The 21,575-nt window shown below is 69.8% G+C and carries 26 protein-coding genes; 13 read left to right on the top strand and 13 right to left on the bottom strand.

Features of this window, described 5'->3' with window-relative positions; translation table 11 throughout:
- The first annotated feature begins 5 nt into the window (after positions 1 to 5).
- Positions 6 to 512, top strand: a complete 507-nt coding sequence (locus OG948_RS23310; RefSeq protein ID WP_020552598.1) for a MaoC family dehydratase — start codon at positions 6 to 8, stop codon at positions 510 to 512.
- Between the two features lie 149 nt (positions 513 to 661).
- On the opposite strand, the gene OG948_RS23305 is transcribed toward OG948_RS23310, so the two are convergent.
- Together OG948_RS23305 and OG948_RS23300 are read right to left on the bottom strand one after the other, a co-directional pair.
- Positions 662 to 1,582: a ribokinase gene (locus OG948_RS23305; protein ID WP_406298349.1), complete on the bottom strand. Its 921-nt coding sequence runs from the start codon at positions 1,580 to 1,582 to the stop codon at positions 662 to 664.
- Positions 1,579 to 1,980: an NUDIX hydrolase gene (locus tag OG948_RS23300; protein WP_406298347.1), complete on the bottom strand. Its 402-nt coding sequence runs from the start codon at positions 1,978 to 1,980 to the stop codon at positions 1,579 to 1,581. The genes OG948_RS23305 and OG948_RS23300 overlap by 4 nt, the downstream gene beginning before the upstream one ends.
- Before the next feature lie 299 nt (positions 1,981 to 2,279).
- Here OG948_RS23300 and OG948_RS23295 point away from each other — a divergent pair, with 299 nt between their 5' ends.
- The 4 genes from OG948_RS23295 to OG948_RS23280 all read left to right on the top strand — a co-directional run bounded on the left by OG948_RS23295 (position 2,280) and on the right by OG948_RS23280 (position 5,851).
- The gene (locus tag OG948_RS23295; protein WP_406298346.1) at positions 2,280 to 2,915 is read left to right on the top strand and encodes a DUF6758 family protein; all 636 of its coding nucleotides are present in this window, start codon (positions 2,280 to 2,282) and stop codon (positions 2,913 to 2,915) included.
- A gap of 171 nt (positions 2,916 to 3,086) precedes the next feature.
- The gene (locus OG948_RS23290) at positions 3,087 to 3,935 is read left to right on the top strand and encodes a PHP domain-containing protein (RefSeq protein WP_406298345.1); all 849 of its coding nucleotides are present in this window, start codon (positions 3,087 to 3,089) and stop codon (positions 3,933 to 3,935) included.
- A 207-nt stretch (positions 3,936 to 4,142) separates the two neighbouring features.
- Positions 4,143 to 5,228, top strand: a complete 1,086-nt coding sequence (locus OG948_RS23285; protein ID WP_395866332.1) for an S-(hydroxymethyl)mycothiol dehydrogenase — start codon at positions 4,143 to 4,145, stop codon at positions 5,226 to 5,228.
- Positions 5,225 to 5,851: an MBL fold metallo-hydrolase gene (locus OG948_RS23280; protein WP_406298344.1), complete on the top strand. Its 627-nt coding sequence runs from the start codon at positions 5,225 to 5,227 to the stop codon at positions 5,849 to 5,851. Before OG948_RS23285 ends, OG948_RS23280 begins: the two co-directional genes overlap by 4 nt.
- A 73-nt stretch (positions 5,852 to 5,924) precedes the next feature.
- Here OG948_RS23280 and OG948_RS23275 read toward each other — a convergent pair whose 3' ends face one another.
- Positions 5,925 to 6,089 carry a hypothetical protein gene (locus tag OG948_RS23275; RefSeq protein WP_395866336.1) on the bottom strand — a complete coding sequence of 55 codons (165 nt, stop codon included), beginning with the start codon at positions 6,087 to 6,089 and terminating at the stop codon, positions 5,925 to 5,927.
- A gap of 317 nt (positions 6,090 to 6,406) precedes the next feature.
- On the opposite strand from OG948_RS23275, the gene OG948_RS23270 reads away from it, so the two are divergent.
- Positions 6,407 to 7,495: an NYN domain-containing protein gene (locus OG948_RS23270; protein WP_406298343.1), complete on the top strand. Its 1,089-nt coding sequence runs from the start codon at positions 6,407 to 6,409 to the stop codon at positions 7,493 to 7,495.
- 215 nt (positions 7,496 to 7,710) lie between these two features.
- Positions 7,711 to 8,559, top strand: coding sequence for a hypothetical protein (locus tag OG948_RS23265; protein WP_406298342.1), 849 nt, complete (start codon positions 7,711 to 7,713; stop codon positions 8,557 to 8,559).
- A 164-nt stretch (positions 8,560 to 8,723) separates the two neighbouring features.
- Here OG948_RS23265 and OG948_RS23260 read toward each other — a convergent pair whose 3' ends face one another.
- The 6 genes from OG948_RS23260 to OG948_RS23235 all read right to left on the bottom strand — a co-directional run bounded on the left by OG948_RS23260 (position 8,724) and on the right by OG948_RS23235 (position 12,190).
- Complete coding sequence (locus OG948_RS23260) at positions 8,724 to 9,791, bottom strand: methyltransferase domain-containing protein (protein WP_406300323.1); 1,068 nt, start codon at positions 9,789 to 9,791, stop codon at positions 8,724 to 8,726.
- Between the two features lie 41 nt (positions 9,792 to 9,832).
- Complete coding sequence (locus OG948_RS23255; RefSeq protein WP_406298341.1) at positions 9,833 to 10,789, bottom strand: MvdC/MvdD family ATP grasp protein; 957 nt, start codon at positions 10,787 to 10,789, stop codon at positions 9,833 to 9,835.
- The gene (locus tag OG948_RS23250) at positions 10,782 to 11,066 is read right to left on the bottom strand and encodes a hypothetical protein (RefSeq protein WP_406298340.1); all 285 of its coding nucleotides are present in this window, start codon (positions 11,064 to 11,066) and stop codon (positions 10,782 to 10,784) included. The genes OG948_RS23255 and OG948_RS23250 overlap by 8 nt, the downstream gene beginning before the upstream one ends.
- A gap of 230 nt (positions 11,067 to 11,296) precedes the next feature.
- Positions 11,297 to 11,701 carry a hypothetical protein gene (locus OG948_RS23245; protein WP_406298339.1) on the bottom strand — a complete coding sequence of 135 codons (405 nt, stop codon included), beginning with the start codon at positions 11,699 to 11,701 and terminating at the stop codon, positions 11,297 to 11,299.
- 10 nt (positions 11,702 to 11,711) lie between these two features.
- The gene (locus OG948_RS23240; RefSeq protein WP_406298338.1) at positions 11,712 to 11,987 is read right to left on the bottom strand and encodes a hypothetical protein; all 276 of its coding nucleotides are present in this window, start codon (positions 11,985 to 11,987) and stop codon (positions 11,712 to 11,714) included.
- Positions 11,988 to 12,007: 20 nt separating this feature from the next.
- Complete coding sequence (locus tag OG948_RS23235; protein ID WP_406298337.1) at positions 12,008 to 12,190, bottom strand: hypothetical protein; 183 nt, start codon at positions 12,188 to 12,190, stop codon at positions 12,008 to 12,010.
- A gap of 149 nt (positions 12,191 to 12,339) precedes the next feature.
- On the opposite strand from OG948_RS23235, the gene OG948_RS23230 reads away from it, so the two are divergent.
- From OG948_RS23230 to OG948_RS23210, 5 genes are all read left to right on the top strand, one after another.
- Entirely contained in the window at positions 12,340 to 13,164 is an 825-nt protein-coding gene (locus OG948_RS23230; RefSeq protein ID WP_406298336.1) for a helix-turn-helix domain-containing protein, read from the top strand.
- Positions 13,161 to 13,352 carry a DUF397 domain-containing protein gene (locus tag OG948_RS23225; RefSeq protein ID WP_406298335.1) on the top strand — a complete coding sequence of 64 codons (192 nt, stop codon included), beginning with the start codon at positions 13,161 to 13,163 and terminating at the stop codon, positions 13,350 to 13,352. Before OG948_RS23230 ends, OG948_RS23225 begins: the two co-directional genes overlap by 4 nt.
- 59 nt (positions 13,353 to 13,411) lie before the next feature.
- Positions 13,412 to 13,822: an NUDIX domain-containing protein gene (locus tag OG948_RS23220; RefSeq protein ID WP_406300322.1), complete on the top strand. Its 411-nt coding sequence runs from the start codon at positions 13,412 to 13,414 to the stop codon at positions 13,820 to 13,822.
- A gap of 484 nt (positions 13,823 to 14,306) precedes the next feature.
- Positions 14,307 to 15,581 (top strand): MFS transporter, encoded by a 1,275-nt coding sequence (locus OG948_RS23215; protein ID WP_406298334.1) that lies wholly within the window; start codon positions 14,307 to 14,309, stop codon positions 15,579 to 15,581.
- A 78-nt stretch (positions 15,582 to 15,659) separates the two neighbouring features.
- Complete coding sequence (locus OG948_RS23210) at positions 15,660 to 16,088, top strand: universal stress protein (RefSeq protein ID WP_406298333.1); 429 nt, start codon at positions 15,660 to 15,662, stop codon at positions 16,086 to 16,088.
- 163 nt (positions 16,089 to 16,251) lie between these two features.
- On the opposite strand, the gene OG948_RS23205 is transcribed toward OG948_RS23210, so the two are convergent.
- Entirely contained in the window at positions 16,252 to 16,860 is a 609-nt protein-coding gene (locus OG948_RS23205; protein WP_406298332.1) for a suppressor of fused domain protein, read from the bottom strand.
- 480 nt (positions 16,861 to 17,340) lie between these two features.
- On the opposite strand from OG948_RS23205, the gene corA reads away from it, so the two are divergent.
- The gene (gene corA / locus OG948_RS23200) at positions 17,341 to 18,417 is read left to right on the top strand and encodes a magnesium/cobalt transporter CorA (RefSeq protein WP_406298331.1); all 1,077 of its coding nucleotides are present in this window, start codon (positions 17,341 to 17,343) and stop codon (positions 18,415 to 18,417) included.
- Positions 18,418 to 18,532: 115 nt separating this feature from the next.
- Here the strand turns inward: corA and OG948_RS23195 are convergent, their stop codons facing one another.
- The 3 genes from OG948_RS23195 to OG948_RS23185 all read right to left on the bottom strand — a co-directional run bounded on the left by OG948_RS23195 (position 18,533) and on the right by OG948_RS23185 (position 21,548).
- A complete protein-coding gene (locus tag OG948_RS23195; RefSeq protein WP_395866362.1) occupies positions 18,533 to 19,033 on the bottom strand; it encodes a general stress protein in 501 nt (166 codons plus the stop codon).
- 109 nt (positions 19,034 to 19,142) lie between these two features.
- On the bottom strand, positions 19,143 to 20,024 hold the full coding sequence (locus OG948_RS23190; protein ID WP_406298330.1) for an alpha/beta fold hydrolase: 882 nt from the start codon (positions 20,022 to 20,024) through the stop codon (positions 19,143 to 19,145).
- 327 nt (positions 20,025 to 20,351) lie between these two features.
- The gene (locus tag OG948_RS23185) at positions 20,352 to 21,548 is read right to left on the bottom strand and encodes an acyl-CoA dehydrogenase family protein (RefSeq protein WP_406298329.1); all 1,197 of its coding nucleotides are present in this window, start codon (positions 21,546 to 21,548) and stop codon (positions 20,352 to 20,354) included.
- Positions 21,549 to 21,575 lie beyond the last annotated feature (27 nt).

The raw sequence follows: 21,575 nt of genomic DNA, 5'->3' as shown, positions 1-21,575 counted from the left end.
CCGACATGCAGTTCGGCCGCTACTACGAAGAGTTCGAGGTCGGTGCGATCTACAAGCACTGGCCCGGGAAGACCGTGACCGAGTACGACGACCACCTGTTCTGTCTGCTCACGATGAACCATCACCCGCTGCACATGGACGCCAACTACGCCGAGAACACCACCGATTTCGGCAAGAACGTCGTGGTGGGCAACTACATCTACTCGCTGCTGCTCGGCATGTCGGTGCCGGACGTCTCCGGCAAGGCGATCGCCAACCTGGAGATCGAGTCGTTGCGGCACGTGGCACCCACGTTCCACGGGGACACCATCTACGGGCAGACCCTGGTGCTGGACAAGTGGGAGTCGAAGTCCAAGGACGACCGCGGCGTCGTGTACGTGGAGACCAAGGGCTACAAACAGGACGGCACGCTCGTGTGCGTGTTCAAGCGCAAGGTCATGGTGCCCAAGGAGAGCTACGGCGAGAAGCGTGGCGGCGAGCAGCCCGGACGCCCCGAGTTGATCGAGGGCTGATCGGTCGCCGATCGGTCACCGACCCGGGGGTCCGATCCCGGAATCGAACGCGGGCGGGTCGCCCAGGGACGGCGCGGCCCGCCCGTCTCCGCGTCCCGAGACGGCCTTCGCGGTCCGAGGCGGCCTTCGCGGCCCGCGTGGCCTTCGCCCTACGGCAGTTCGTCCGCCGTCGGGTACGACGACTGGGCGCCCGCGCTCCGGACCGCCGCCGCGCCCACCCGGACCGCGTACCGGGTCGCCGCGACCGGATCGTCGCCGGCCGCCAGCCGCCAGGCGAGCGCGCCGGTGAAGGCGTCGCCCGCGCCCGTGGTGTCGACCGCGGCCACCTTCGGCGCGGCCACGTGTACCGCTTCCGCGTCGCCGACCGCGACCAGCGCGCCGCCGCCGCCCAGGGTGAGCACGATCGAACGCGGACGCGGATCGAGCGCGCGCAACACCTTCAGCGCCTCGCCCGCGTCGCCCGCCTTCGCGCCCGTCGTCACGCTCGCCTCATGCTCGTTGAGCACCAACGGATCGCACACCCGCACCACCGACGCGGACGTCAGGACGTCCGCGGCCACGACCGGCGACAGGTTCAGCACGACCCGGGTGTCCACCGCCTCGCAGCGCCGGATCACCGCCCATACCGTGTCGAGCGGGATCTCCAACTGGAGCGAGACGACCGCGGCGGCCTCGATCGCCGGTGCCAGGTCGGCCACGTCCGCCGGCCCGAATCGCCCGTTCGCCCCGGGCGCCACCGTGATGGTGTTCTCGCCCGCGTCGTCCACCGTGATCAAGGCCACCCCCGAGGTGCCGGGGACGGTACGCGTCGCGTCGGTCCGCACACCCTCGCGGCGCAGCGTCGCCCGCAACATCCGGCCGTGGTCGTCGTCGCCCACCCGCCCGGCGAACGCGACGTCGGCGCCCAACCGGGCCGCCGCGACCGCCTGATTGGCGCCCTTGCCGCCCGGGTGCACGACCAGGTCGCCGCCCAGAACCGTCTCTCCCGGCCGCGCGTGCCGGGGCACCCGGACCACCAGGTCGGCGTTGATCGAGCCGACCACGAGCAGCCGCGCGTGGTCGCCGCTCACGCCACCCCCGGCACGTTCCACTCGCGCAGCGCGTCGAGCAGTCCGTCGACCAGGTCGAGCCGACTCAGCTCGCCGGTGGCCACCCACCGCACCGCGTCCGCGTCGTCGCCCGCGCGCAGCGCCCCGCCGTGCGGCGTGCACGCGTAGTCCCTGATCTCGTACGTCCCACCGCCGGGCGCGGGCCGCAGCACCGACCCGACCAATGGTCCGACGGTCACCTGTAGCCCGGTCTCCTCGACCATCTCGCGGGCGAGCGCGACCGCGTCGGTCTCGCCGTCCTCGACCCGCCCGCCGGGCAGCGACCACTGCCCCTCGCCCGGCATTTTCGCGCGTTGCACCAGGAGCACCCGCCCCTCGGAATCGAGGACGATCGCGCCGACGCAGGGAATGAGCCGCATGCCTGCCGAGCCTAGTCCCCGGCGCCGACGTGCAGCGGGACATCGACCGCGGGCCGCGCGGCGCCCGGCAGCGCGAGGGCGCGCGGCCCGGCGCGCGGGGCGTGTCTTCGATCCCCCGCCGAGTTCCACGACGCCCGGCACCGCATCCGCCCTTCGGGCTCCTCGCTGCGCTCACGCGCGGGGCCCGACGGGGATCGATGACACGCCCCGGCGCTCCCGTACGCCGGTCGGGGGTGTGGGCGCACCGAAGGAGTGATCGTCCTTGACGCGGGGCCCCGGGCAGTGGACCGTCTAGTCCTATGAAGGGCGAGCCGAGCTGCCCCCGCTGCGGCGGCCGGGTCCGCGCTCCGGGTCTGTTCTCACAGACGTGGGAGTGCGAGATCCATGGCGCCGTTCCCCCGCTGCAACCCGTCGTGCCGCCCAGCGTCGAGGCGCTGGACGCGGTGGTGCGCCGCTCACGGGTCCCGGTCTGGCTGCCGTGGCCGCTGCCGGTGGGTTGGTTGTACACCGGCGTCGCGCACGCGGGCGACGATCGGGACGGCTCGCGGGCGGTGGCGGTGGCGTGTACGGGTCCCGCGCCACTGGGCGGACGCGGCGAACTGCTGCTGATCGCCGAGGAGGTGGGCGTCGGACTCGGTGCCCGGTACGCCGGGTTGACCGGGCACGACCCGGGCGGCGACTTCGTCAAGTCCGCGCCCGCGAAGGTGATGGCGGCCGGCCGGCCGACCCCGCTGTGGTGCGTGATCGACGCACCGGCCGACCGCGCGGTGTACGCGGGCGAGGCGATGGGCCTGTGGTTGTGGGCGATCCTGTGGCCGGGCAAGGCGGGCCATCTCGTCTACGACGACGTGGTGCTCACCGATCTGCGCGAGGCCGGCGCCGAGTTGCAGTTGTTGCCGTGCGGCGCGCTGTCCCCGCAACTGCTGGAGTACTGACCGCTCCGGGGCGGGAGGGCCCGCACCCGAAGGCGCGCGGGCGGGCCGGCGACGGGCGCCGCGAGCGGGACGGCGGCCACCCGGACCGCACGGCCGCCCCATGAAGGCGCTCGGCCGAGGTCGTTAGGGTCGTGAGCGTCCACATCGACCCTCCCGGCAGACGAGGTCAGCGTGCGCATCGACCTGCACACCCACAGCACCGCATCCGACGGCACCGACACGCCCGCCGAACTGGTCGTCAAGGCACGCGCCGCCGGCCTGGACGTGGTCGCGCTCACCGACCACGACACCACCGCCGGCTGGACGGCCGCGGTCGAGGCGCTGCCGGACGGGCTGACCCTGGTCCGGGGCGCGGAGATCTCGTGTGTGGCCGAGGGCGGGATCAGCCTGCACATGCTGGGCTACCTGTTCGACCCGACCGAGCCGGAGTTCGCCCGAGCCCGCGAACTGGTGCGCACCGACCGGGTCCGCCGGGCCGAGGCGATGGTCGAGCGCTGCCGCGAACTCGGCGCGCCGATCACGTGGGCCCGGGTCCGAGAGATCGCCGGCGGCGGCGCGGTGGGTCGGCCGCACGTGGCCACCGCGCTGGTCGAGGCGGGCGTGGTCGCGGACGTGTCGGGCGCGTTCACCGCCGAGTGGCTCAAGGACGGCGGGCGGGCGTTCATCGAGAAGTACGAGATCCACGCAATCGACGCCGTCCGACTGATCGGCGGCGCGGGCGGGGTCGCGGTGTTCGCCCACCCCGGTGCGGTGGGGCGCGGTCGGACCGTCTCGGACGCCACGATCGCCGAACTTGCCGATGCCGGTCTGGCCGGTGTCGAGGTGGACCACATGGATCACGACGACGCGATGCGGGCGCACCTGCGCGGGCTGGCCGGCGAACTGCGGCTGATCACCACCGGTTCGAGTGACTACCACGGCACCCGCAAATCGATCGACCTCGGGGAAAACACCACGGATCCCGATGCGTACGGGGCGATCACGGAACTGGCGACAGGAGCAAGGCCCATCACCCCGTGAACCGGTTCGACGTCACCGTCTTCGGCTCGTCCTTCGTCGCGCTCTTCGTGATCACGGAGAGCGGCGTGCTTCGGTGACCCGGCTCTCCGGCCTCCGGCTGTCCGCGATCGCCGTACGACTTGTGCGCGGACGGGGTCCGGGGCTTCATCGAGGCGAAGCCATAAGGTGCGAAGCGGAGCATCCAGCGGTTGGGGAGAGGCGGAGGACATGAGCAAGTCGGTACGCGGCGTCGTCGCGCGCGGCAAGGGCGCACCGGTCTCGATCGAGACCATCGTGGTGCCGGACCCGGGTCCGGGCGAGGCGCGTGTGAAGGTCCAGGCGTGCGGCGTGTGCCACACGGACCTGCACTATCGCGAGGGCGGCATCGGTGACGAGTACCCGTACCTGCTCGGCCACGAGGCCGCCGGCGTCGTGGAGTCGGTCGGCGAGGGCGTCACCGAGGTGGCCGTCGGCGACTTCGTGATCCTGAACTGGCGTGCGGTGTGCGGCGATTGCCGCGCGTGTCGACGCGGCCGTCCGCAGTACTGCTTCGCCACGCACAACGCGAAGCAGAAGATGACGCTGGAGGACGGCACCGAACTGAGCCCCGCGCTCGGCATCGGCGCGTTCGCCGAACTCACCCTGGTCGCCGCCGGACAGTGCACCAAGGTCGACCCCGAGGCGGACCCGGCCGCGGCCGGCCTGCTCGGCTGCGGGGTGATGGCCGGCCTGGGCGCGGCGATGAACACCGGCAACGTCGGGCGCGGCGACACGGTCGCGGTGATCGGCTGCGGCGGCGTGGGCGACGCGGCCATCGCCGGTGCCCGGCTCGCGGGCGCGGCCCGGATCATCGCCGTCGACCTGGACGACCGCAAACTGGAGTGGGCGCGCCGGGCCGGCGCCACCCACACGGTGAACTCGAAGGCCGGCGACCCGGTCGAGGCGATCCGCGAACTGACCGGCGGCTTCGGCGCGGACGTGGTGATCGACGCGGTCGGCCGCCCGGAGACCTACAAGCAGGCGTTCTACGCCCGCGACCTGGCCGGCACCGTGGTCCTGGTGGGTGTGCCCACTCCGGAGATGACCATCGAGCTGCCGCTGCTCGACGTGTTCGGCCGCGGCGGCGCGCTCAAGTCGTCCTGGTACGGCGACTGTCTGCCCTCGCGCGACTTCCCGACACTGATCGACCTGTACCGCCAGGGGCGCTTCGACCTGGACGCGTTCGTCAGCGAGCGGATCACCCTGGAAGACGTCGAGGCCGCGTTCGAGAAGATGCACCACGGCGACGTGCTGCGTTCGGTGGTGATCCTGTGACGCGGATCGACCACGTGGTCACCTCGGGCGTCTTCTCGCTCGACGGCCAGGACTTCGACGTGGACAACAACGTGTGGATCCTCGGCGACGACCGCGAGGTGGTGGTCGTGGACGCCGCGCACGACGCGGCGGCCATCGCGGCCCGGGTCGGCGATCGTACGGTGACCGGCATCGTGCTCACCCACGGCCACAACGACCACATCAACGCCGCCGCCGAGTTGGCCGAACTCACCGGTGCGCCGATCCACCTGCACCCGCGGGACCGGATGTTGTGGGACGTGGTGTACCCGGACCGCGCGCCGGACGTCGCGTTGGCCGACGGCGAGGTGATCACCGTCGCGGGCACCGAGTTGCGGGTGGTGCACACGCCCGGCCACGCGCCGGGCGCGGTGTGCCTGTACGCCCCGGAGCCGGGTGTGCTCTTCTCCGGCGACACGTTGTTCAAGGGTGGCCCGGGTGCCACCGGGCGCTCGTTCTCGTCGTTCCCGGTGATCCTCGATTCGATCAAGGCTCGCCTGCTCGCGCTGCCCGAGGGCACGCGCGTGCTCACCGGACACGGCGACGAGACGACGATCGGCACGGAGGCGAAGGACTACGACGCCTGGGTGGCCCGAGGCCACTGAGCCGGCCCGACGGCCTGCGGACATGGCGAGGGCGCTTCCCCCACACGGGGAAGCGCCCTCGGTTCATTCGCAATCAGCCGGCTTCCGCCACCTTGACGGGGCGGATGTACAGGCGCTCGCCGTATGCCTCGGCTCGTTTGAGAGCCGCTTGCACGGTGTCGATGTCGGCAGCGCAGCTGACCGGGTTGGACCCGGTCTTCTCCTGGGCTCGGCTGAGGTTCGTGATTCGGTAACGCATACGCGTCTCCCTTCCCTCCGGTCCGAAGTCGCACGGGGCCGAATGGTGCTACGGCCTCGTCTACAAGGATTGGGTGCCGGGATCCGTACGGATCGGCAAAGACCCGGCAGGGGTCACTACCGGCACCGCACTGAACAACAGCGGTCACACCGATAGCATTCCCTTGACTGAAATGTTCCTTTCCTGACTCTCCCCGGGTTACACGTGACGCATGACGCGACATCACGCGCCGAGCAAGCGAGGACGCGACGGCGACCGGCATAGGACAATGCCGGTCTGACAGATATCGGCCGGACGCCGATCGGGCAGCAGCAGCCATGGGAGGACGAGAGACTTTGCACGATCCGGGAGAGGACGACGTCCGGACTGGCGCGACGGCCGTCTTCGGCGCCGTGGTGCACGAATCCGGCGGGGACCTCGGCACCGAGCACGGTGGTCCGCTCGAGGACCACCCGGTCGCGGGCTTCGAAGCCGGACCCGGACCGCTGCCGGACCTGGCGGAACCGTTCACCCGACCGGCCGTACTGGTCCAGTCCGTCTCGCCGCCCCTGCACTTCGGTACGCACGCGCTGTTCGTCGACGTCGGCTACGTGTACGCGGCGATGGGCCTGCTGGTGGCCGGCTCGGCCGAACGTCGCGCCTTCCGGGTGGACGCCGAACAACTGATCACCGGCCTGATCGACGAGGCGCGCCGGGTCTTCCCGGAGGGTCGACTACTGCGGGTGTACTGGTACGACGGCGCGCGCGAGCGGGTGCACACCGTGGAGCAGCGGCAGATCGCCGAGCTGCCCGACGTCAAGGTCCGGCTGGGCAACCTCAACGCGCACAACCAGCAGAAGGGCGTCGACTCGCTGATCCGCAGCGACCTCGAATCGCTGGCGCGCAACCACGCGATCGACGACGCCGTGGTGATCAGCGGCGACGAGGACCTGGTCTCGGCGGTCGAGGCCGCGCAGTCCTACGGCGTACGCGTGCACCTGTGGGGCGTGGAGCCGGCCTACGGCACCAACCAGGCCGACCCACTCGTGTGGGAGGCCGACGTCACCCGGATGCTGCATCGCGAGTTCTGCGAGACGTGCGTGACACCGGTGATGCTGCCGCCGTCGCACGCCGGCGCGCTCGCGGTCCAGCCGGGCGGCCCGCCGACCGCCGACCAGGCGTGGCGGATCGGCCAGGAGATCGCCAAGCGCTGGCTGGTGGTGCGCGGCCGGGAGAACCTGGCCGACCTGATGCCGGGCCCGATGTTGCCGCAGGCGATCGACCGGGGCCTGCTCGTGGACGCGGAGAGCGTGCTGCAATATTCGCTCCGCCCGCACGAGGACCTGCGCCGCGCCCTGCGCAACGGCTTCTGGGACCGCCTCAACCAGGAATTCGGCCTCCCGGGCACGGAACTGACGGAGGGCTGAGCGGCCGGCGGCGCCGGACAGTCGGGAGCAGGCAACTCGCCGGCAGGCGAAGCGCGGGCGCTGCTGCGCTGCTGACCGAGGGGCGCGCGGCTGACCCCGAGCTCCACCCGCCGCGCCCCCGGACGCGGACCTCGCGCCCGACCTCGCGAAACGCGAGCTTCACCGCACCGGCCCCGTACCGGCTGCTCAGGCCCCGTACGCATTAGGTTCGCGGTATGAGCCATGCAGGAGATCTGCGCACCGAGGCCATCGACGCAGTCCTCGATCGTGTCGCACGCGGCTTGGACACACGTCTCGACATGGCCACCATGGTCCGCAAGCGGCGATCCATCGGCAGCGCCACCGACCGGGGCACGTGGGTGCGTATCGAGCGTCGCTCCTTGTCCCGGATCGAAGGTCAGGGCTGGAACGGGATCGAGGCCGCCGCAGTCTTGGACGGCGTTCTTCAACCGAGATGGATTGCCGGCATGTCTTGGAGGGATGACGAAGCGCGGGCAATGTGGCGGGTGGACGAGACCGAGTTGGTGACCGCTCGGCCGGTGAAACCGGGCGGGAGGCTCCTCCTCGATCCGCTGTTGCCCGATGCATGGTGGGAGTCGCTCAACGGGTCACTCGACGCCCTGGCCTCACAAAGGACGACAAGGGTGGCAACGCCGGACACTGTGACGATCACCCAGGATCTGGTCTCGAAGACGATCCGAGAAGCGTTTCCGCAGCCCATCGACACGACAGTTCACACATGGTCAGCGGCACATGCCGACTTCCACTGGGCGAACGTAACGTCGTCGTGCAAGTGCTGGATTCTGGACTGGGAAGACTGGGGCATGGCCCCCCGCGGCCTGGATGCCTCCACCCTTTGGGGAACCTCGCTTGCTCTCCCACAGTTGGCCGAGCGCGTACGCCGTGAGCGTCGGGCGGATCTGGAGAGCGCGGAGGGCCGGGTGATGGCTCTGTTCTTCTGTGCCAAGGTCGTCGGCGGATACGGCGATCCCGCCGACCCCCTGTACGAGCCCGCTCGGCATGAGGCGGCAGGGCTGATCAAAGCGCTTCAGGCCCCCTGCTGAGCCCGTGCTCGCAGCCCGATTCGATAGGCGGAGGGCCGAGGCACTCGGGCCTCCATGGGCAATGGTCCGAGCCCGGCGACCGCACTGCCGTCACCCGGCCGTGCCGGCCGTGGGGAACTCCATAGCCCCCGCCGAAGCGGGGGCTACGCAGTTCGACCAAGACGCTATCCGGCGTAGGGCGGGAAAAGCCACTCCCCTCCAGTGCACTCGACTGACACGGCGCGTGTCCCGTCGGGGGCAACCGCGATTCGATACGCACTGCGCGACGGGTGCCCATGCGCCTGGTAGTCACCCCAGAGGCGGCCCAGTAGATCGGCCAACCGGCGCGGCCCCGCTTGGCGTGCGATTCCCTCGACGGTGACGGTCGCAATCGAGCCATCCCGGTGCCAGAGGGTAAGCACACCCGGTGATGAGGCATCGGTCAGGACTTCGTCCGGACTCAGCCACAGCGAGACCAGGAACGTGAACTCGCTGTCCTCCCAGGCCGTCACCGGCATCGCGCAGGGCTCCGCAGGCCCCTTGGGGTCGTCGGGACGCCGCATCAACGGCGCGCCGTCGGCCGGGCGCAGGCTCATGAAGTACGCCCCGGTCGAAAGGAACCGGCCCTGGACGCCGTGCTCCTTGTCGACGTCGAGGACGGCGATGCCGGCGCCGAGTGGAACGACGATGAGTCCGCCGGGATGAACGGCCCGGCGCCACGCGGCCGGGAGACGATTCACTCCGCAGGTCGCGATGAGTCGATCGGTGCTGTCGGGCTTGACCACGCTGTCGCTTCCGCCGTCGCCGCAGACAACGGTGATCTCGCCGTGCCCGGTGGCTTCGAGTGCGGCTCGGGCGTCGAAGACCAGTTCCGGGGCAACGTCGATGGAGAGGACGTTTTCGTCTCCCACGAGCCGACCCAGAAGGCCCGCGTTGTATCCCGTCCCCGTGCCGATTTCGGTCACCGTCATCCCCCGCCGCACATCGAGCGCATCGAGCATGTCGGCCATGAGCGAAGGCACCGTGGACGAGGACATGCTGGGCCAGGTCGAGGTGAGAAGCACCTGGTCGCGGTAGACCTCGTCGAGCCAGTCCGGGTGTCTGCGATCCACCTCCTCGGACACCCACGAGCCGTCCTCGACCCGACGACGGCGCGTGAACCGAGGTACGTAGACGTGGCGCGGCTCCTCCCGGAACGCGTCGACCACTTCCTGCCGGAGCGCGTGGCCACCGGCGATCAACGCGTCAACCATGGCCGTGCGCCGTGGGACTGCTTCTTCTCCTTCGAGAGTCGTCATGTGGTTGCGGCCTCCTCCAAACAGTCGGCGATGGCCCGGCAGATGTCGTCGCGGTCGGGTGTGAAGGCCCACTGCCCGTTCGGGTTCATTTCGAGTGCCCAAACCCTGCCCGCAACGTCCTGTACGAGGTCCCATGCGGCAAACACCAGACCGAAGCCGCGGGTTACGGTACGAATGCCCGTCTGTACCGCCTCTGGCAGCGTCGCCGGCGTGTAGGTGACCGCGTCCCGGCCGGCCGCGCGGATGTCGAGGTACGGCACGGACGAGTGCGCCTCGCTGATGAACAGGCGGTCCGCCACTACGGCCACCCGGTACTCGACCACCTTGTCGCGGATCTCGTGTTGGAGGAAGTTGGCAGTCGCTCGCGCTCGCGGATGCCCTTGATGCTCCGGCGGAATCCGCGAGACGTACAGCACCTGGTACCCCTCGGGCCCGTCGTAGGCGATCGGGCCGAGTGTCTTCGATACGGCCGATTCCTCCACACAGAAGCTGCCGTGATCCTGCGGGACATTGCCGATCCAGGTGGCCGGAACGAGTAGACCGGCCGTAGCGAACGCGGCAAGTTGCGCCGGCTTGGTGCACGCCATGATCGCGAGAGGGTGGTTCACCCATGCGACATCGGGGAGCGAGTACAGCACGCCCATCATGCCGCTACGGGCCTCCCGGGAGGCGAACTCCCGAGAGGGGCCCGCCTCGACACTGTCCGCCGGAAAGTTCGACGGACGACGCCAGAGGACCGCACGCAGGTCTTCCAGGCGCACGGTCCTGGCACCCTCCGAGAGCCGGCCACGCCAGCCGTCCTGCCCGAACGTCGCCGACAGGTCCACCGAGTCCGGGAACGCGCCGGTGTCGATCCGTGCGAGCGGAATTCCCCGTCGATTGAGTTCTTCGACCACGAAATCGGCGGTGGCGTCGAACGAGCCGGTGGCAATGAGGATTCGCGGGTCAGGCATTGGGGGTGGCGTCGTCCGGCTGGCCTTGGTCGATCGCGCCCTGTTGTCCGTCCAAGTGAACGTCGGAGGACGTGATGGCCATGCGCACGATCAGCCCGCTCTCGATGATCGGGACGCCGTCCACCAGGGCGATCTGCCGGCGCTCGTCCAGGGTCACGGCCCCCGGAAACGGAGTCTCGTTCGATACCGACATGCCGTAATCCAGGTGGAGCGGGACGAGGAGATCAGCATCCGGCGTCTGCTGCGTAGGAGCCTGTGCCTCGATGGTGTTGTGCATTGTCGAGTGTCCTCTCTGGTAGCCGATGTTCGGTGTCTCTGCCTCTCGGGCAGTGACTCAGGGGTGGCTTGCGCGCCTCTGCGCCGATCGACCACGTTTCCGCCGGATGCCCTGGGCTCAGCCCGGTCCTGGGTCGAACTGCCCGCGTTTCGGATTGGGTTCGGACTCGGTTCGCGAGCGCATTGCGGGCGTGAACCCGCAATCTCCCGAAGGCGCAGCCGTGTGGTGGTTCAAGGGGGAGGCGGCCAGGTGATGCGGCCTGTGGGGTAGTCGGGCACCAGGTCGTCCGGATGGCCGACCCGGGTCGGCGTGCCGTCGCAACGCTGTACGACCGCGCTCGGGCCGTCCGGTCCGGCAAGGACGCACAGGTAGATGCCGACCGGGTCCTTGGTGTCGCGGTGGCGCACCGGTTGTCCCGCACGTGGCGCGGGCAACGTGTCGATCACCAACCGGCGCACCGGGACGACGAATTCGATTCCGCTTCGGGTTCGCACCCATGCCTGTCGACCGTCGACGGCGGTCAGTTCGCCTTCGCGCCCGGTGGGACCGCGCACGTCCTCGTGCACCCGTGCCCCGAGGTAGCGATATGCCAGCACTCGCCCGGCCATCCTGTCCGCTTCGGTGGTCTCCTCCATGCGCACGGCGTCACCCGCTCTCGCCGCATGGGGTCAACACCGCGCGGGCCGTGTCACCGGTGGTGACACCCACCAGGTGCCTTACGGAGCAAGCGACCTCCAGCCCCTGCCGAGTCCGCAACACGGCCAGGAGGCCCTCGACTTCGCGGAGACGGCCGACGGTTCCCCGATACGGATCGCGGAACAACTTGCCGTAATGCCGAACTCCCCATCTGGCGATCCGGACCAAGGTCCAGTCCACCGCGCCGGGCGCGGCAGCCGAGCCTGCGGTGTCGGTCGTGAACATGCCTTCGCCTCCGGTTGTCGTCAGTACGGCTTCGGCCACGGCATCGGCAACTCGCTCTGCTCGCCGTTTCGCAGTTGGGGCAACGACCTTGAAGCATCGCCGAGTTCGAAGTCTTCGCGAGGCTTGATGTCCTCGCGTTCCCCGTTGGGGTAGAGGCGGTAGACGCGCATGGTCATCCGGCTCTCGCCCTCTCGCACACCCATGGGTCTCTCCTGACGAGGTACCGATCCGAGCAGGCGCAGCGGATCGAACTGCTTCTGTGTGTGACCGTTCTGCTACTGAGAGAACACCCTTGGGTCTACCTTGGGAACGGTGCAGCGTTCAGCAGTGGAATCTGAGGGATAGGCGCGCAATGCCGGCAGCGAAAGATCTTGACCCGGAAGCCTCGATGTGGGCCCTGTTCGGCGCTCACCTGCGATTTCTCCGCAAACTCGCGGGCAAGACGCAGCAGGAGTTGGGGGGCGACCTGCATTCAACAGGGTCTTTTGTTGGACAGATAGAGACTGCCGAGCGGCGGCCGAGCTCCGAGTTCGTGGCCAACCTTGACGCGGTCCTGGGCGGGACCGGTCTGCTGATCGCAACGGCATCGCACGCATACCGCTTGGCGGAGGCACAGCCTGGCTGGTTCGAGACCTTTGCGAAGACCGAGCAGGAGGCCGCGCGCATCCGCACGTTTCAGCCGCAGGTAGTTCCGGGACTACTCCAGTGCGAGGAGTACACGCGGGCCCTACTACAGCGAGCGAGAATTGCGCCGGCAACCATCGATTCTTTGGTCACACGACGACTCAAGCGGAAGCGGCTGCTGACCAAGATGGAACCGCCGCAGTACTGGGCCGCCGTCGACGAGGCCACCCTCATCCGGCTGAAGCACGACGATCCGAAGGTTGCCGAGCCGCAACTCGCCCATCTGCTGGAACTGAGCGAGTTGTCGAACGTGGTACTCGAAGTAGTCCCGATGGACTGTGGCCTACATCCGTGCATGGATGGCGCGTTCGTCCTGCTCTCGATCCCTGGCCGTGGTGAGTGCGCCTATGCAGAGGGCATGTTCAAGGAACAGATGGTCGCCGAGGGCCACGCTGTGGTGGAAGTGCAGCGCCGATACGATCTACTGCGAGCTGAGGCTCTTTCACCCTCGCGTTCACACGCGCTTCTGCGAGATCTCTTGGAGAGCAAATGAACAAGGCAGAGCCCCAGCCACGCCATTGGCGGAAATCAAGCTTCAGCGGTCAGACCGCCCCAGAGTGCGTCGAGGTGACACAACTCGACGACTTCGTTGGCACCCGCGATTCCAAGAACAGATCGCACGGCCATCTGGCCATATCACCGGCCGCCTGGGCGGCTCTGACGCAGTCCATGAAACAGTGATCCGACGTCACGGGTAAGAGGCGCATGTGCGCGAGGAAGTCAGCTGTGGGCCAAGGCTGATGGTCATGCTCGCCGTCTCGGTCATCGTGCATGATCGGGCGAACAAGCGAGTCGTACTCCTGCGTCGGGGCAACAAAAAGGCGTTCGCGCCCGGGATGTGGAGTCTGCCCAGCGGCAAAGGAGCGCCCGGGGAACCCATCACGCACACGGCCGTTCGCGAACTCCGTGAAGAGACAGGCCTGGAGGTCAAACCGCAGGCGTTGCGCCTTGCCCATGTGACGCACAGCGTGGACAGCCCGGAGGCGCCGGAGGGGTTCGTCGTGCTGGTCTTCGCTGGGAGGAGTGGGACGGCGAAGCGGTCAACGCCGAGCCGGGCAAGCACTCGGCCGTGGCCTGGGTCGACACCGGCGACCTGCCGAACGATTCGTTCCGTCGACCCTGCACGCGTTGGAGCGGTACCTCACGGGTGAGCGCCCCGAGGTGGCCATCGACGGGTGGGACGGCGCATGAAGCCGTTCGCTTAAAGCCGTTCGCCTGCCCGCTCCCGCAACCCGACCGGCCGACCCGCACCCCCTGCGCCACCCACACCGCACCCGCACCCGCACCGGACCGGTTGCCGTGTCGGCCGCGTAGCGGACGGGCGTCCCGGCGCGGAGCGAGCGGCCCGACCCCGGCTGCGGAGCAGACGTGCGTCGGGCCACGGAGGACCCGTGCCGGCGAACGCGACCCCCGTCACCCCCCCCCCCCAAGCCCGTCTCGCGCCGACCACTCCCCCGCCACGCCCGCGGACCTGCGCCACGCCCCCCACTCCTCGCCACGCCGCCTCACACCAACCCGCCCCGCCCACCGGCCCTCATGATTCGGGCCTGTCTCTTGCCGCACGCCCACACATAGATGTAGATTACATTTATTAGCCAAGCTAACAAGCATGTCCAGTGAGTGCGGAGGTCTCGCATGCGGTCCCTTTCCGACGGCGGGCAGACCCGGGGCAATACCCAGGCCGAGCACGCCCCCGAACACGCCCCCGAGCAAGGTCGCATCCTCAAACAGCCGATGGCCGTGTGGGCCACCGCGTTCGCGGCCGTGGTCGCGTTCATGGGGATCGGCCTGGTCGATCCGATCCTGCCCTCGATCGCCAAGGGGCTGGACGCCTCGCCGAGCCAGGTGTCGCTGCTGTTCACCAGCTACTTTCTGATCACCGCCGTGGCCATGCTGGTCACCGGCTTCGTCTCCAGCCGGATCGGCGGCCGACGCACGCTCCTGCTCGGCCTCGCGCTCGTCGTACTCTTCGCCGGACTCGCAGGCACCTCCGGATCCGTCGGCGAACTGGTCGGCTTCCGAGCCGGCTGGGGCCTGGGCAACGCGCTGTTCGTGTCCACCTCGCTGGCCGTGATCGTCGGCGCCGCGAGCGGTGGTTCGTCCGCCGCGATCCTGCTCTACGAATCGGCGCTCGGCCTCGGCATGGCGTGCGGCCCGTTGCTGGGCGCGGTGCTCGGCGACGCCAGTTGGCGCTACCCGTTCTACGGCACCGCCGCGCTGATGGCGATCGGCTTCGCGCTGATCGTCGCCCTGCTCCAGGAACAGCCCGGGCCCGCCCGCAAGGTCGGCCTGCTCGACCCACTCAAGGCGCTCGGCCACAAGGGCCTGGCGACCACCGCCGCAGGCGCGTTCTTCTACAACTACGGATTCTTCACCGTGCTCGCGTTCACCCCGTTCGTGCTGAACATGAGCCCCTACCGCAGCGGCGCGGTGTTCTTCGGCTGGGGCGTCCTGCTCGCCGTCTGCTCGGTCCTGGTAGCCCCTCGGCTCCAGGCCCGGTTCGGCTCCGCGAACGTGGCCGCCGTGAGCCTGCTCCTGTTCGCCGTCGACCTCGGCGTGCTCGCGTACGGGTCGAAGGCCGTCATTGTGACCGGTGTCATCGTTTCGGGAGCCTGCATCGGTATCAATAACACCGTGTTCACCGAGATGGCGCTCGAAGTCTCGGACTCGCCGCGACCCGTGGCGAGCGCGGGGTACAACTTCGTCCGCTGGTTCGCCGCCGCGGCCGCGCCGTTCCTGGCGCCGAAGCTGGAGGAACACTTCAACGTGCACGTGCCGTTCCTGGTCGCCGGCGCGACCTGCCTGGTCGCCGCCGCGGTGCTGTTCGGCGCGCGCCGCACACTGGCCGCGGTCGACCACCACGACACCGCGGCGGTGCGTGCGCCGCAGCCGGTCCCGGCAGCCGCCTGACCCGGCCGCAGCCCGACTCGGCCGAGCGAGTACACATAGTTCGATATCCATAAACCTGTGGAAAAGGAAGTGCACGACATGTACGAGCGGATTCTGGTCGCGGTGGACTCCACGCCCGAGGCCGACGAAGTCCTGGCGCACACCGCTCGACTGGCGACCGCCGGCGGCGCCGCCGTCCGCGTCCTGCACGTACAGACCCTGGACGTGGTGGACGGCGGCGGAGTGGGCGGCGTCGTCGAGGACGAGACCGCCGACGCGGCGGTCAAGGTGGTCACCGCCGCCGTCGACACGCTCAAGGCGGCCGGCGTGACCAACGTCGAGGGCTGGACCGAGGAAACCGTGCGCGGCGACGTGCCCAACGCGGTCCTGGACCAGGCCCGCGCGTTCGACGCCGACCTGCTCGTGCTCGGCGCCCGCCGACACGGCGGCGTGGCGAGCCTGTTCCTGGGCAGCGTCAGCGACGCGGTCGCCCACCGCTCGGCGTGCCCGGTCCTGCTGATCCCGTAATCCACCGCACACGAAAAGCCCACACGAAAAGCGCACGCGCACCCGGAAAGCACTCCCAAAGCGCACGCGAAGGGCGCACCCGCCCCCGCAAAGGCCGCCGGCCCCGGAGGAATCTCCCCACGAGACCCCCGGGGCCGGCGGCCCGAACACACCAACCCGCCCCTCAACCCAGCGGCACCGCACGGCGGTTCGGATCACGAAGGTCCGTGCCCGCGCGGAGCCATTTCTCCTGGAGCGCCTCCGCGCCCTGGGCCCGCTTCCAGGCGGCCTCGGCCGGAGTCATCGGCAACAACGGGAAGAAGCGGACCGCGTCGGCGGGTTCGGGCAGCGGCAGGTCGGCCAACAGGCCGCCGGGCTCGGCCACCAGCACCGCGTGGAAGCCGGCGCCGTCCCACAGCGGGCCGCCCAGGTCGAGCGAGGCACCGGGCGCGATCACCAGGCCCTCCACCTGCGGGGTCGCGCCCAGCACGGCCAACGGCCGCAACACCGAGTCGTGCCCGCCGCGTACCGAGAGCACCAACTCGGCCCGCGGGCCCGCGATCGGATCGGCCAGCACCGCCGCCGGATCGGCCATCGGGGCCCGGGACATGCCCAGCGTCGCGTACCGGACCACGCCGCCCGCGTCGGGTCCGAAACGCAGCACCTCGATGCGATCCGCGCCGACGAAGGTGACACCGGCTCGGCCGGTGGGGTCGCCGAACGCGGCCGTCAGATGCGCCTCGACCTGCGAGGTGGGGTCGACCGGCTCGGGTCCCGGCGTGAAGTCGAACATGCCTGCATGCTAATTCGCCGTCAGGAGCCCTTCGCATACCGGCCATTGCAGCCGGCGTCCTGGTGTACTCTACGTAGTCGGCCCGCGGATGTGGACATCCTCGCGCGCCATCGGATGACGGACTCGCCCTCGCCTCGACCCACCCGGTCGACGAGCGAAGGCTTTCCCCCAGCGGGGACCGGCCGTGGGAGGTGATCGTGGTGCATACCAGCACACCGTGCAGTACCGGCGGCTCACCCGATCTTCCCCGATCCAGTCGCACGCCCCGCCCTTTCTGAGGGTTTCCGAGACTTTCGCCGAGTGCCGGCCACCGCATCGCGACCCGGTACCCGATCTCCGAATTTCCTCCGTGACGGGGCGTCAGGATCTTTTGCCGTTCTTTCGGTGATTCGTTCCGCTCGCCCGTGTCGACGCTCCCCGCGGCCTGCCCGCCGCGGCGTGGCGGCGTCGGCGCGTGCCGGTCAGTGCAGGAGACCCGTCATGTCGATGATCCGCGACCTCCGCGCCGCAGTCCGCCCGTCCCGCCGCACCCCGCTGCCGTCCACCACGCCCGTGGCGACTGGGAACTGTGTGGTGGATTGCGCCGTGTACCGCGACGGCCGGCGCCTGGACGGGTACGCGAATCCCGACTCGGCGATCCACGAGGTGCGCACCGGCGGCGGCTTCGTCTGGATCGGCCTGCACGAGCCCAGCGCGCTCGAACTGTCCGGTATCGCCGAGCGGTTCGGGCTGCACCCGCTCGCCGTCGAGGACGCCGTGCACGCGCACCAGCGGCCCAAGCTGGAGCGCTACGACGACACCCTGTTCGCGGTGTTCAAGACGGTGACCTACGTCGAGCACGAGCAGCTCTCCGCGACCAGCGAGATCGTCGAGACCGGCGAGATCATGGTCTTCCTCGGCAACGACTTCGTGGTCACCGTGCGGCACGGCCGGCACGGCGCGCTCGCCGACCTGCGCTGTCGGCTGGAGGACGGCGGCGAACTGCTCGCCGCCGGGCCCTCGGCGGTGCTGCACGCCGTCGCCGACCGGGTGGTGGACACCTACCTCGACGTCGCCCAGCTCATCCAGGACGACATCGACCAGGTCGAGAACGACGTGTTCGGCGGCGGTGGCGCGGGCGACGCGGGTCGGATCTACCAGCTCAAGCGCGAACTGCTCGAACTCAAGCGCGCCGTCGCGCCGCTGGCCCGCCCGCTGCACGCGCTGGCCGAGCGCCCGATGCGCCAGGTGCACCCGGACATCCGCGAGTACTTCCGCGACGTCGAGGACCACCTGTCGCGCGTCGGCGAGCAGGTGGCCTCGTTCGACGAACTGCTGACCTCGATCCTGCAGGCCAATCTCGCGCAGGTGACCGTCGCGCAGAACGAGGACATGCGCAAGATCTCCGCGTGGGTGGCGATCTTCGCGGTGCCCACGATGCTGGCCGGCGTGTACGGCATGAACTTCGAGCACATGCCGGAACTGAAGTGGCGGTACGGCTACCCGATGACGCTGTCGGTGATCGTCGTCGTGTGCACGCTCATGCACCGGGGCTTCCGTCGCAACGGGTGGTTGTGACGCACACGCCGCACGTACACGCCGCACATACACGCCGGCCGCGCACGTACACCGACCGCGCGCGGACGCGACGGCCACGCGCGGGCCCGCGCCGGCCACCCGGACGGACGCGCCCCTACAGGTCGAGCCGGCCCACCAGATTGCGGGCCCGCTCGGCCAGGTCCGGACGCACCACCACGTCGTAGCGGGAGGCCACGATCTGGCTCGTGGAGACGAAGTCCCGGCGCCCGCCCAGGGCCTTGTAGCCCAGCCAGCCGAACAGCGCGCCCGCCGCGATACCCCAGACCAGGCCCATCAGCACCAGCCAGAGCCAACCGTGCGCGCGGACCGCGAAGATGCCCAGGAACAGTCCGATCATCAGACCGAACCACGCGCCGCTGGCCGCGCCGGACGCCGCCGCCTTGCCCGCGGTGAGCCGGCCGAGCACGTTCTCGACCATCCGCAGGTCGGCGCCGACGATGGCGGTGTTCTCCACCGGGAACTCGTTGTCGGACAGGTAGTCGACCGCACGCTGGGCACCCGCGTAGTTCGTGTACGACGCGATCACCTGGCCGGTGTTGGCGAGGTCGGGGCCGGGCGCACCGGCGCCCGGGGGGAGGTTCTGCTGACCGAACATGGGTGTGCCGCCTCGCATCGATGCCGGGTGGTGGGCCGGGTGGTTGTTCGACCCGATGCGTGTACCCGGCGAAATTGGTCACAACACGTGACCAATCCATAGAAATCGATCAATCGGACAAAACCTCGCGCACCGCATCGGCCACCGCGTCCGGGCGGTCCAGCATCACGAAGTGCGCGGAGTCGTCCAGCACGTCGCAGCGCCCGCGCGGGGACAGGTTCGCCAGCGTGCGCAGCGCGCGCACCCAGCGGGCCCGCGCGGCCAGGCTCTCGTACCCGCCGGCGGCGGCCAGCACCCGCAACGGCACGTCCGGCAGCGGTGCGACCCGGCGCAGATCGGCGAGCTCGGCGGCGACGTCGAAGTAGGTGGCGTTCTCGGTCAGCGCGGTCGCGAAGAACCGGCCCGATCCGTAACTGCCGCGCACCCAGCGCGCGTCCGCCACGTCGCGATGCCGGCGCGACTGGGTGAACAGGATCGACCGGCGCGCGGCGGGGCCGATCGCCCGGGCCAGCCCACTGACCCGCATCGCTCCCCCGGCCAGCCGCGCGGCCCGCACCCGGGCCCGGCGGGCGGGTCGGGACCTGGGCTTGTCCTCGTTGCTCGGGTCCACCAGCACGAGTCCGGCGGTGCGCTCGGGAAACAGCCGCGCGAAGCCCTCGACGTGGAACGCGCCGAGCGAGTGGGCGAGCAGGACGTACGGGCCGGGCAGCGCGAGCGCGTCGGCCAGCGCGGCGATCCGCTCGGCCTCGCCCGCCAGGGTGGGCGGTCGCGGGTCCGGCTCGGAGTAGCCCAGGCCCGGCCGGTCGAACCGCACCACCGTGCAGTCGGCGGTGAGCAGCGGCACCACCGGATCCCAGTCGAACCACGCGCCCCCGAGCCCGCCGGTGGCGATCACCACCGGTCCGGTGCCCTCGCGCACCACGTGCACGGCGGTCCCGTCGATCCGGACGAATGTGCCGGGCGGTACCGGTACCGGGCGTCTCGCGGCCATGGTGGGCTCCCGATCACTGGCGGTTACACGTATCGCCATCATCGGCCGCCACCCCATCCTCGCCCCGCAACGACGCGACCACTACGCCGACCAAGCCCATACCGGACCCGGTTGGTCGCACACACGCGCGCAGGGCACCGAGCCGAGTTCGGCGTAACGACACGGGGACCCGCTCGTTGGGCTGGTTGCGCCGCACTTCGAGCCCCGCGCTGCGGGGATGGTTCCGAATTCGAAATGGAACGGCTGTATAGGGACGCGTCGGCCCCGCGCTCGCGGGTATGGGTCGCTCCCGCCCCGAGATCCGAGGCGGGAGCGCTGCCCCAGGCGTCAGCCCTTGAGCTTGTAGTCCTCCAGCAGGCGCCGCCCGATGATCATCTTCTGGATCTCGGCCGTACCTTCGCCGATCAGCAACATCGGGGCCTCGCGGTAGAGGCGCTCGATTTCGAACTCGCGCGAGAACCCGTACCCGCCATGGATCCGGAACGCGTCCTCGACGACTTCCTTGCAGTACTCGGAGGCCAGGTACTTGGCCATCCCCGCCTCGAGGTCGTTGCGCTCGCCCGCGTCCTTCTTGCGTGCCGCGTTGACCATCATCGCGTGCGCGGCCTCGACCTTGGTCGCCATCTCGGCCAGCTTGAACTGGATCGCCTGGTGGCCGGTCAGCGGCTTGCCGAAGGTCTCCCGCTGCTGCGCGTACCGGATGCCCAGCTCGAACGCGCGATGCGCGACCCCGCAGCCGCGCGCGGCCACGTTCACCCGGCCCACCTCGACGCCGTCCATCATCTGGTAGAAGCCCTTGCCGGGCACCCCGCCCAGGATCCGGTCGGCCGGCACGCGACAGTTGTCGAGCACCATCTCGGTGGTGTCGACGCCCTTGTAGCCCATCTTGTCGATCTTGCCGGGGATGGTCAGGCCCGGCCGGGTCTCGCCGAAGCCGGACTCCTTGTCGATCAGGAACGTGGTCATGTTCCGGTAGACCGACTCCTCGCCCAACTCGGTCTTGGTGAGCACCGCGACCAGGTTGGCGCTGCCGCCGTTGGTCAGCCACATCTTCTGACCGTTGAGCACGTAGAACTCGCCGTCCGGCACCGCCTTGGTGCGGATCGCCGAGACGTCGGACCCGCAGTGCGGCTCGGACATCGAGAACGCGCCGCGGATCTCGCCCTCGGCCATCTTCGGCAGGTAGTACGCCTTCTGCTCGTCGGTGCCGTGCTGCTTGATCATGTACGCGACGATGAAGTGCGTGTTGATGATGCCGGACACGCTCATCCAGCCGCGCGCGATCTCCTCGACCACCAGCGCGTAGGTCAGCAGCGACTCGCCGAGGCCGCCGTACTCCTCCGGGATCATCAGACCGAACAGGCCCATGGCCTTCATGCCCTCGACGATCTCCGCCGGATACTCGTCCCTGTGCTCCAGCTCCGTGGCGACCGGAATGATCTCCTTGTCCACGAAGGTGCGCACGGTGGCGAGGATCTCCCGCTGGACATCGGTGAGTCCGTCGGTCTGTGCGAGGCGGCCCATGGGCGGCGCTCCTTCCGTCTGCGCATG

It is taken from the genome of Embleya sp. NBC_00888, assembly GCF_045207655.1.
Classification (GTDB): domain Bacteria; phylum Actinomycetota; class Actinomycetes; order Streptomycetales; family Streptomycetaceae; genus Embleya.
This window is presented reverse-complemented; position numbering and strand designations above follow the sequence as displayed.

Excerpts from the sequence above, each read along its gene's own strand:
- OG948_RS23310 (WP_020552598.1), top strand. The coding sequence starts at position 6 with ATGCAGTTCGGCCGCTACTACGAAGAGTTCGAGGTCGGTGCGATCTAC.
- OG948_RS23300 (WP_406298347.1), bottom strand. The coding sequence starts at position 1,980 with ATGCGGCTCATTCCCTGCGTCGGCGCGATCGTCCTCGATTCCGAGGGG.
- OG948_RS23295 (WP_406298346.1), top strand. The coding sequence starts at position 2,280 with ATGAAGGGCGAGCCGAGCTGCCCCCGCTGCGGCGGCCGGGTCCGCGCT.
- OG948_RS23285 (WP_395866332.1), top strand. The coding sequence starts at position 4,143 with ATGAGCAAGTCGGTACGCGGCGTCGTCGCGCGCGGCAAGGGCGCACCG.
- OG948_RS23275 (WP_395866336.1), bottom strand. The coding sequence starts at position 6,089 with ATGCGTTACCGAATCACGAACCTCAGCCGAGCCCAGGAGAAGACCGGG.
- OG948_RS23270 (WP_406298343.1), top strand. The coding sequence starts at position 6,407 with ATGGGAGGACGAGAGACTTTGCACGATCCGGGAGAGGACGACGTCCGG.
- OG948_RS23265 (WP_406298342.1), top strand. The coding sequence starts at position 7,711 with ATGAGCCATGCAGGAGATCTGCGCACCGAGGCCATCGACGCAGTCCTC.
- OG948_RS23260 (WP_406300323.1), bottom strand. The coding sequence starts at position 9,791 with ATGGTTGACGCGTTGATCGCCGGTGGCCACGCGCTCCGGCAGGAAGTG.
- OG948_RS23255 (WP_406298341.1), bottom strand. The coding sequence starts at position 10,789 with ATGCCTGACCCGCGAATCCTCATTGCCACCGGCTCGTTCGACGCCACC.
- OG948_RS23250 (WP_406298340.1), bottom strand. The coding sequence starts at position 11,066 with ATGCACAACACCATCGAGGCACAGGCTCCTACGCAGCAGACGCCGGAT.
- OG948_RS23245 (WP_406298339.1), bottom strand. The coding sequence starts at position 11,701 with ATGGAGGAGACCACCGAAGCGGACAGGATGGCCGGGCGAGTGCTGGCA.
- OG948_RS23240 (WP_406298338.1), bottom strand. The coding sequence starts at position 11,987 with ATGTTCACGACCGACACCGCAGGCTCGGCTGCCGCGCCCGGCGCGGTG.
- OG948_RS23235 (WP_406298337.1), bottom strand. The coding sequence starts at position 12,190 with ATGGGTGTGCGAGAGGGCGAGAGCCGGATGACCATGCGCGTCTACCGC.
- OG948_RS23230 (WP_406298336.1), top strand. The coding sequence starts at position 12,340 with ATGCCGGCAGCGAAAGATCTTGACCCGGAAGCCTCGATGTGGGCCCTG.
- OG948_RS23225 (WP_406298335.1), top strand. The coding sequence starts at position 13,161 with ATGAACAAGGCAGAGCCCCAGCCACGCCATTGGCGGAAATCAAGCTTC.
- OG948_RS23220 (WP_406300322.1), top strand. The coding sequence starts at position 13,412 with ATGGTCATGCTCGCCGTCTCGGTCATCGTGCATGATCGGGCGAACAAG.
- OG948_RS23215 (WP_406298334.1), top strand. The coding sequence starts at position 14,307 with ATGCGGTCCCTTTCCGACGGCGGGCAGACCCGGGGCAATACCCAGGCC.
- OG948_RS23210 (WP_406298333.1), top strand. The coding sequence starts at position 15,660 with ATGTACGAGCGGATTCTGGTCGCGGTGGACTCCACGCCCGAGGCCGAC.
- OG948_RS23205 (WP_406298332.1), bottom strand. The coding sequence starts at position 16,860 with ATGTTCGACTTCACGCCGGGACCCGAGCCGGTCGACCCCACCTCGCAG.
- corA (WP_406298331.1), top strand. The coding sequence starts at position 17,341 with ATGTCGATGATCCGCGACCTCCGCGCCGCAGTCCGCCCGTCCCGCCGC.
- OG948_RS23195 (WP_395866362.1), bottom strand. The coding sequence starts at position 19,033 with ATGTTCGGTCAGCAGAACCTCCCCCCGGGCGCCGGTGCGCCCGGCCCC.
- OG948_RS23190 (WP_406298330.1), bottom strand. The coding sequence starts at position 20,024 with ATGGCCGCGAGACGCCCGGTACCGGTACCGCCCGGCACATTCGTCCGG.
- OG948_RS23185 (WP_406298329.1), bottom strand. The coding sequence starts at position 21,548 with ATGGGCCGCCTCGCACAGACCGACGGACTCACCGATGTCCAGCGGGAG.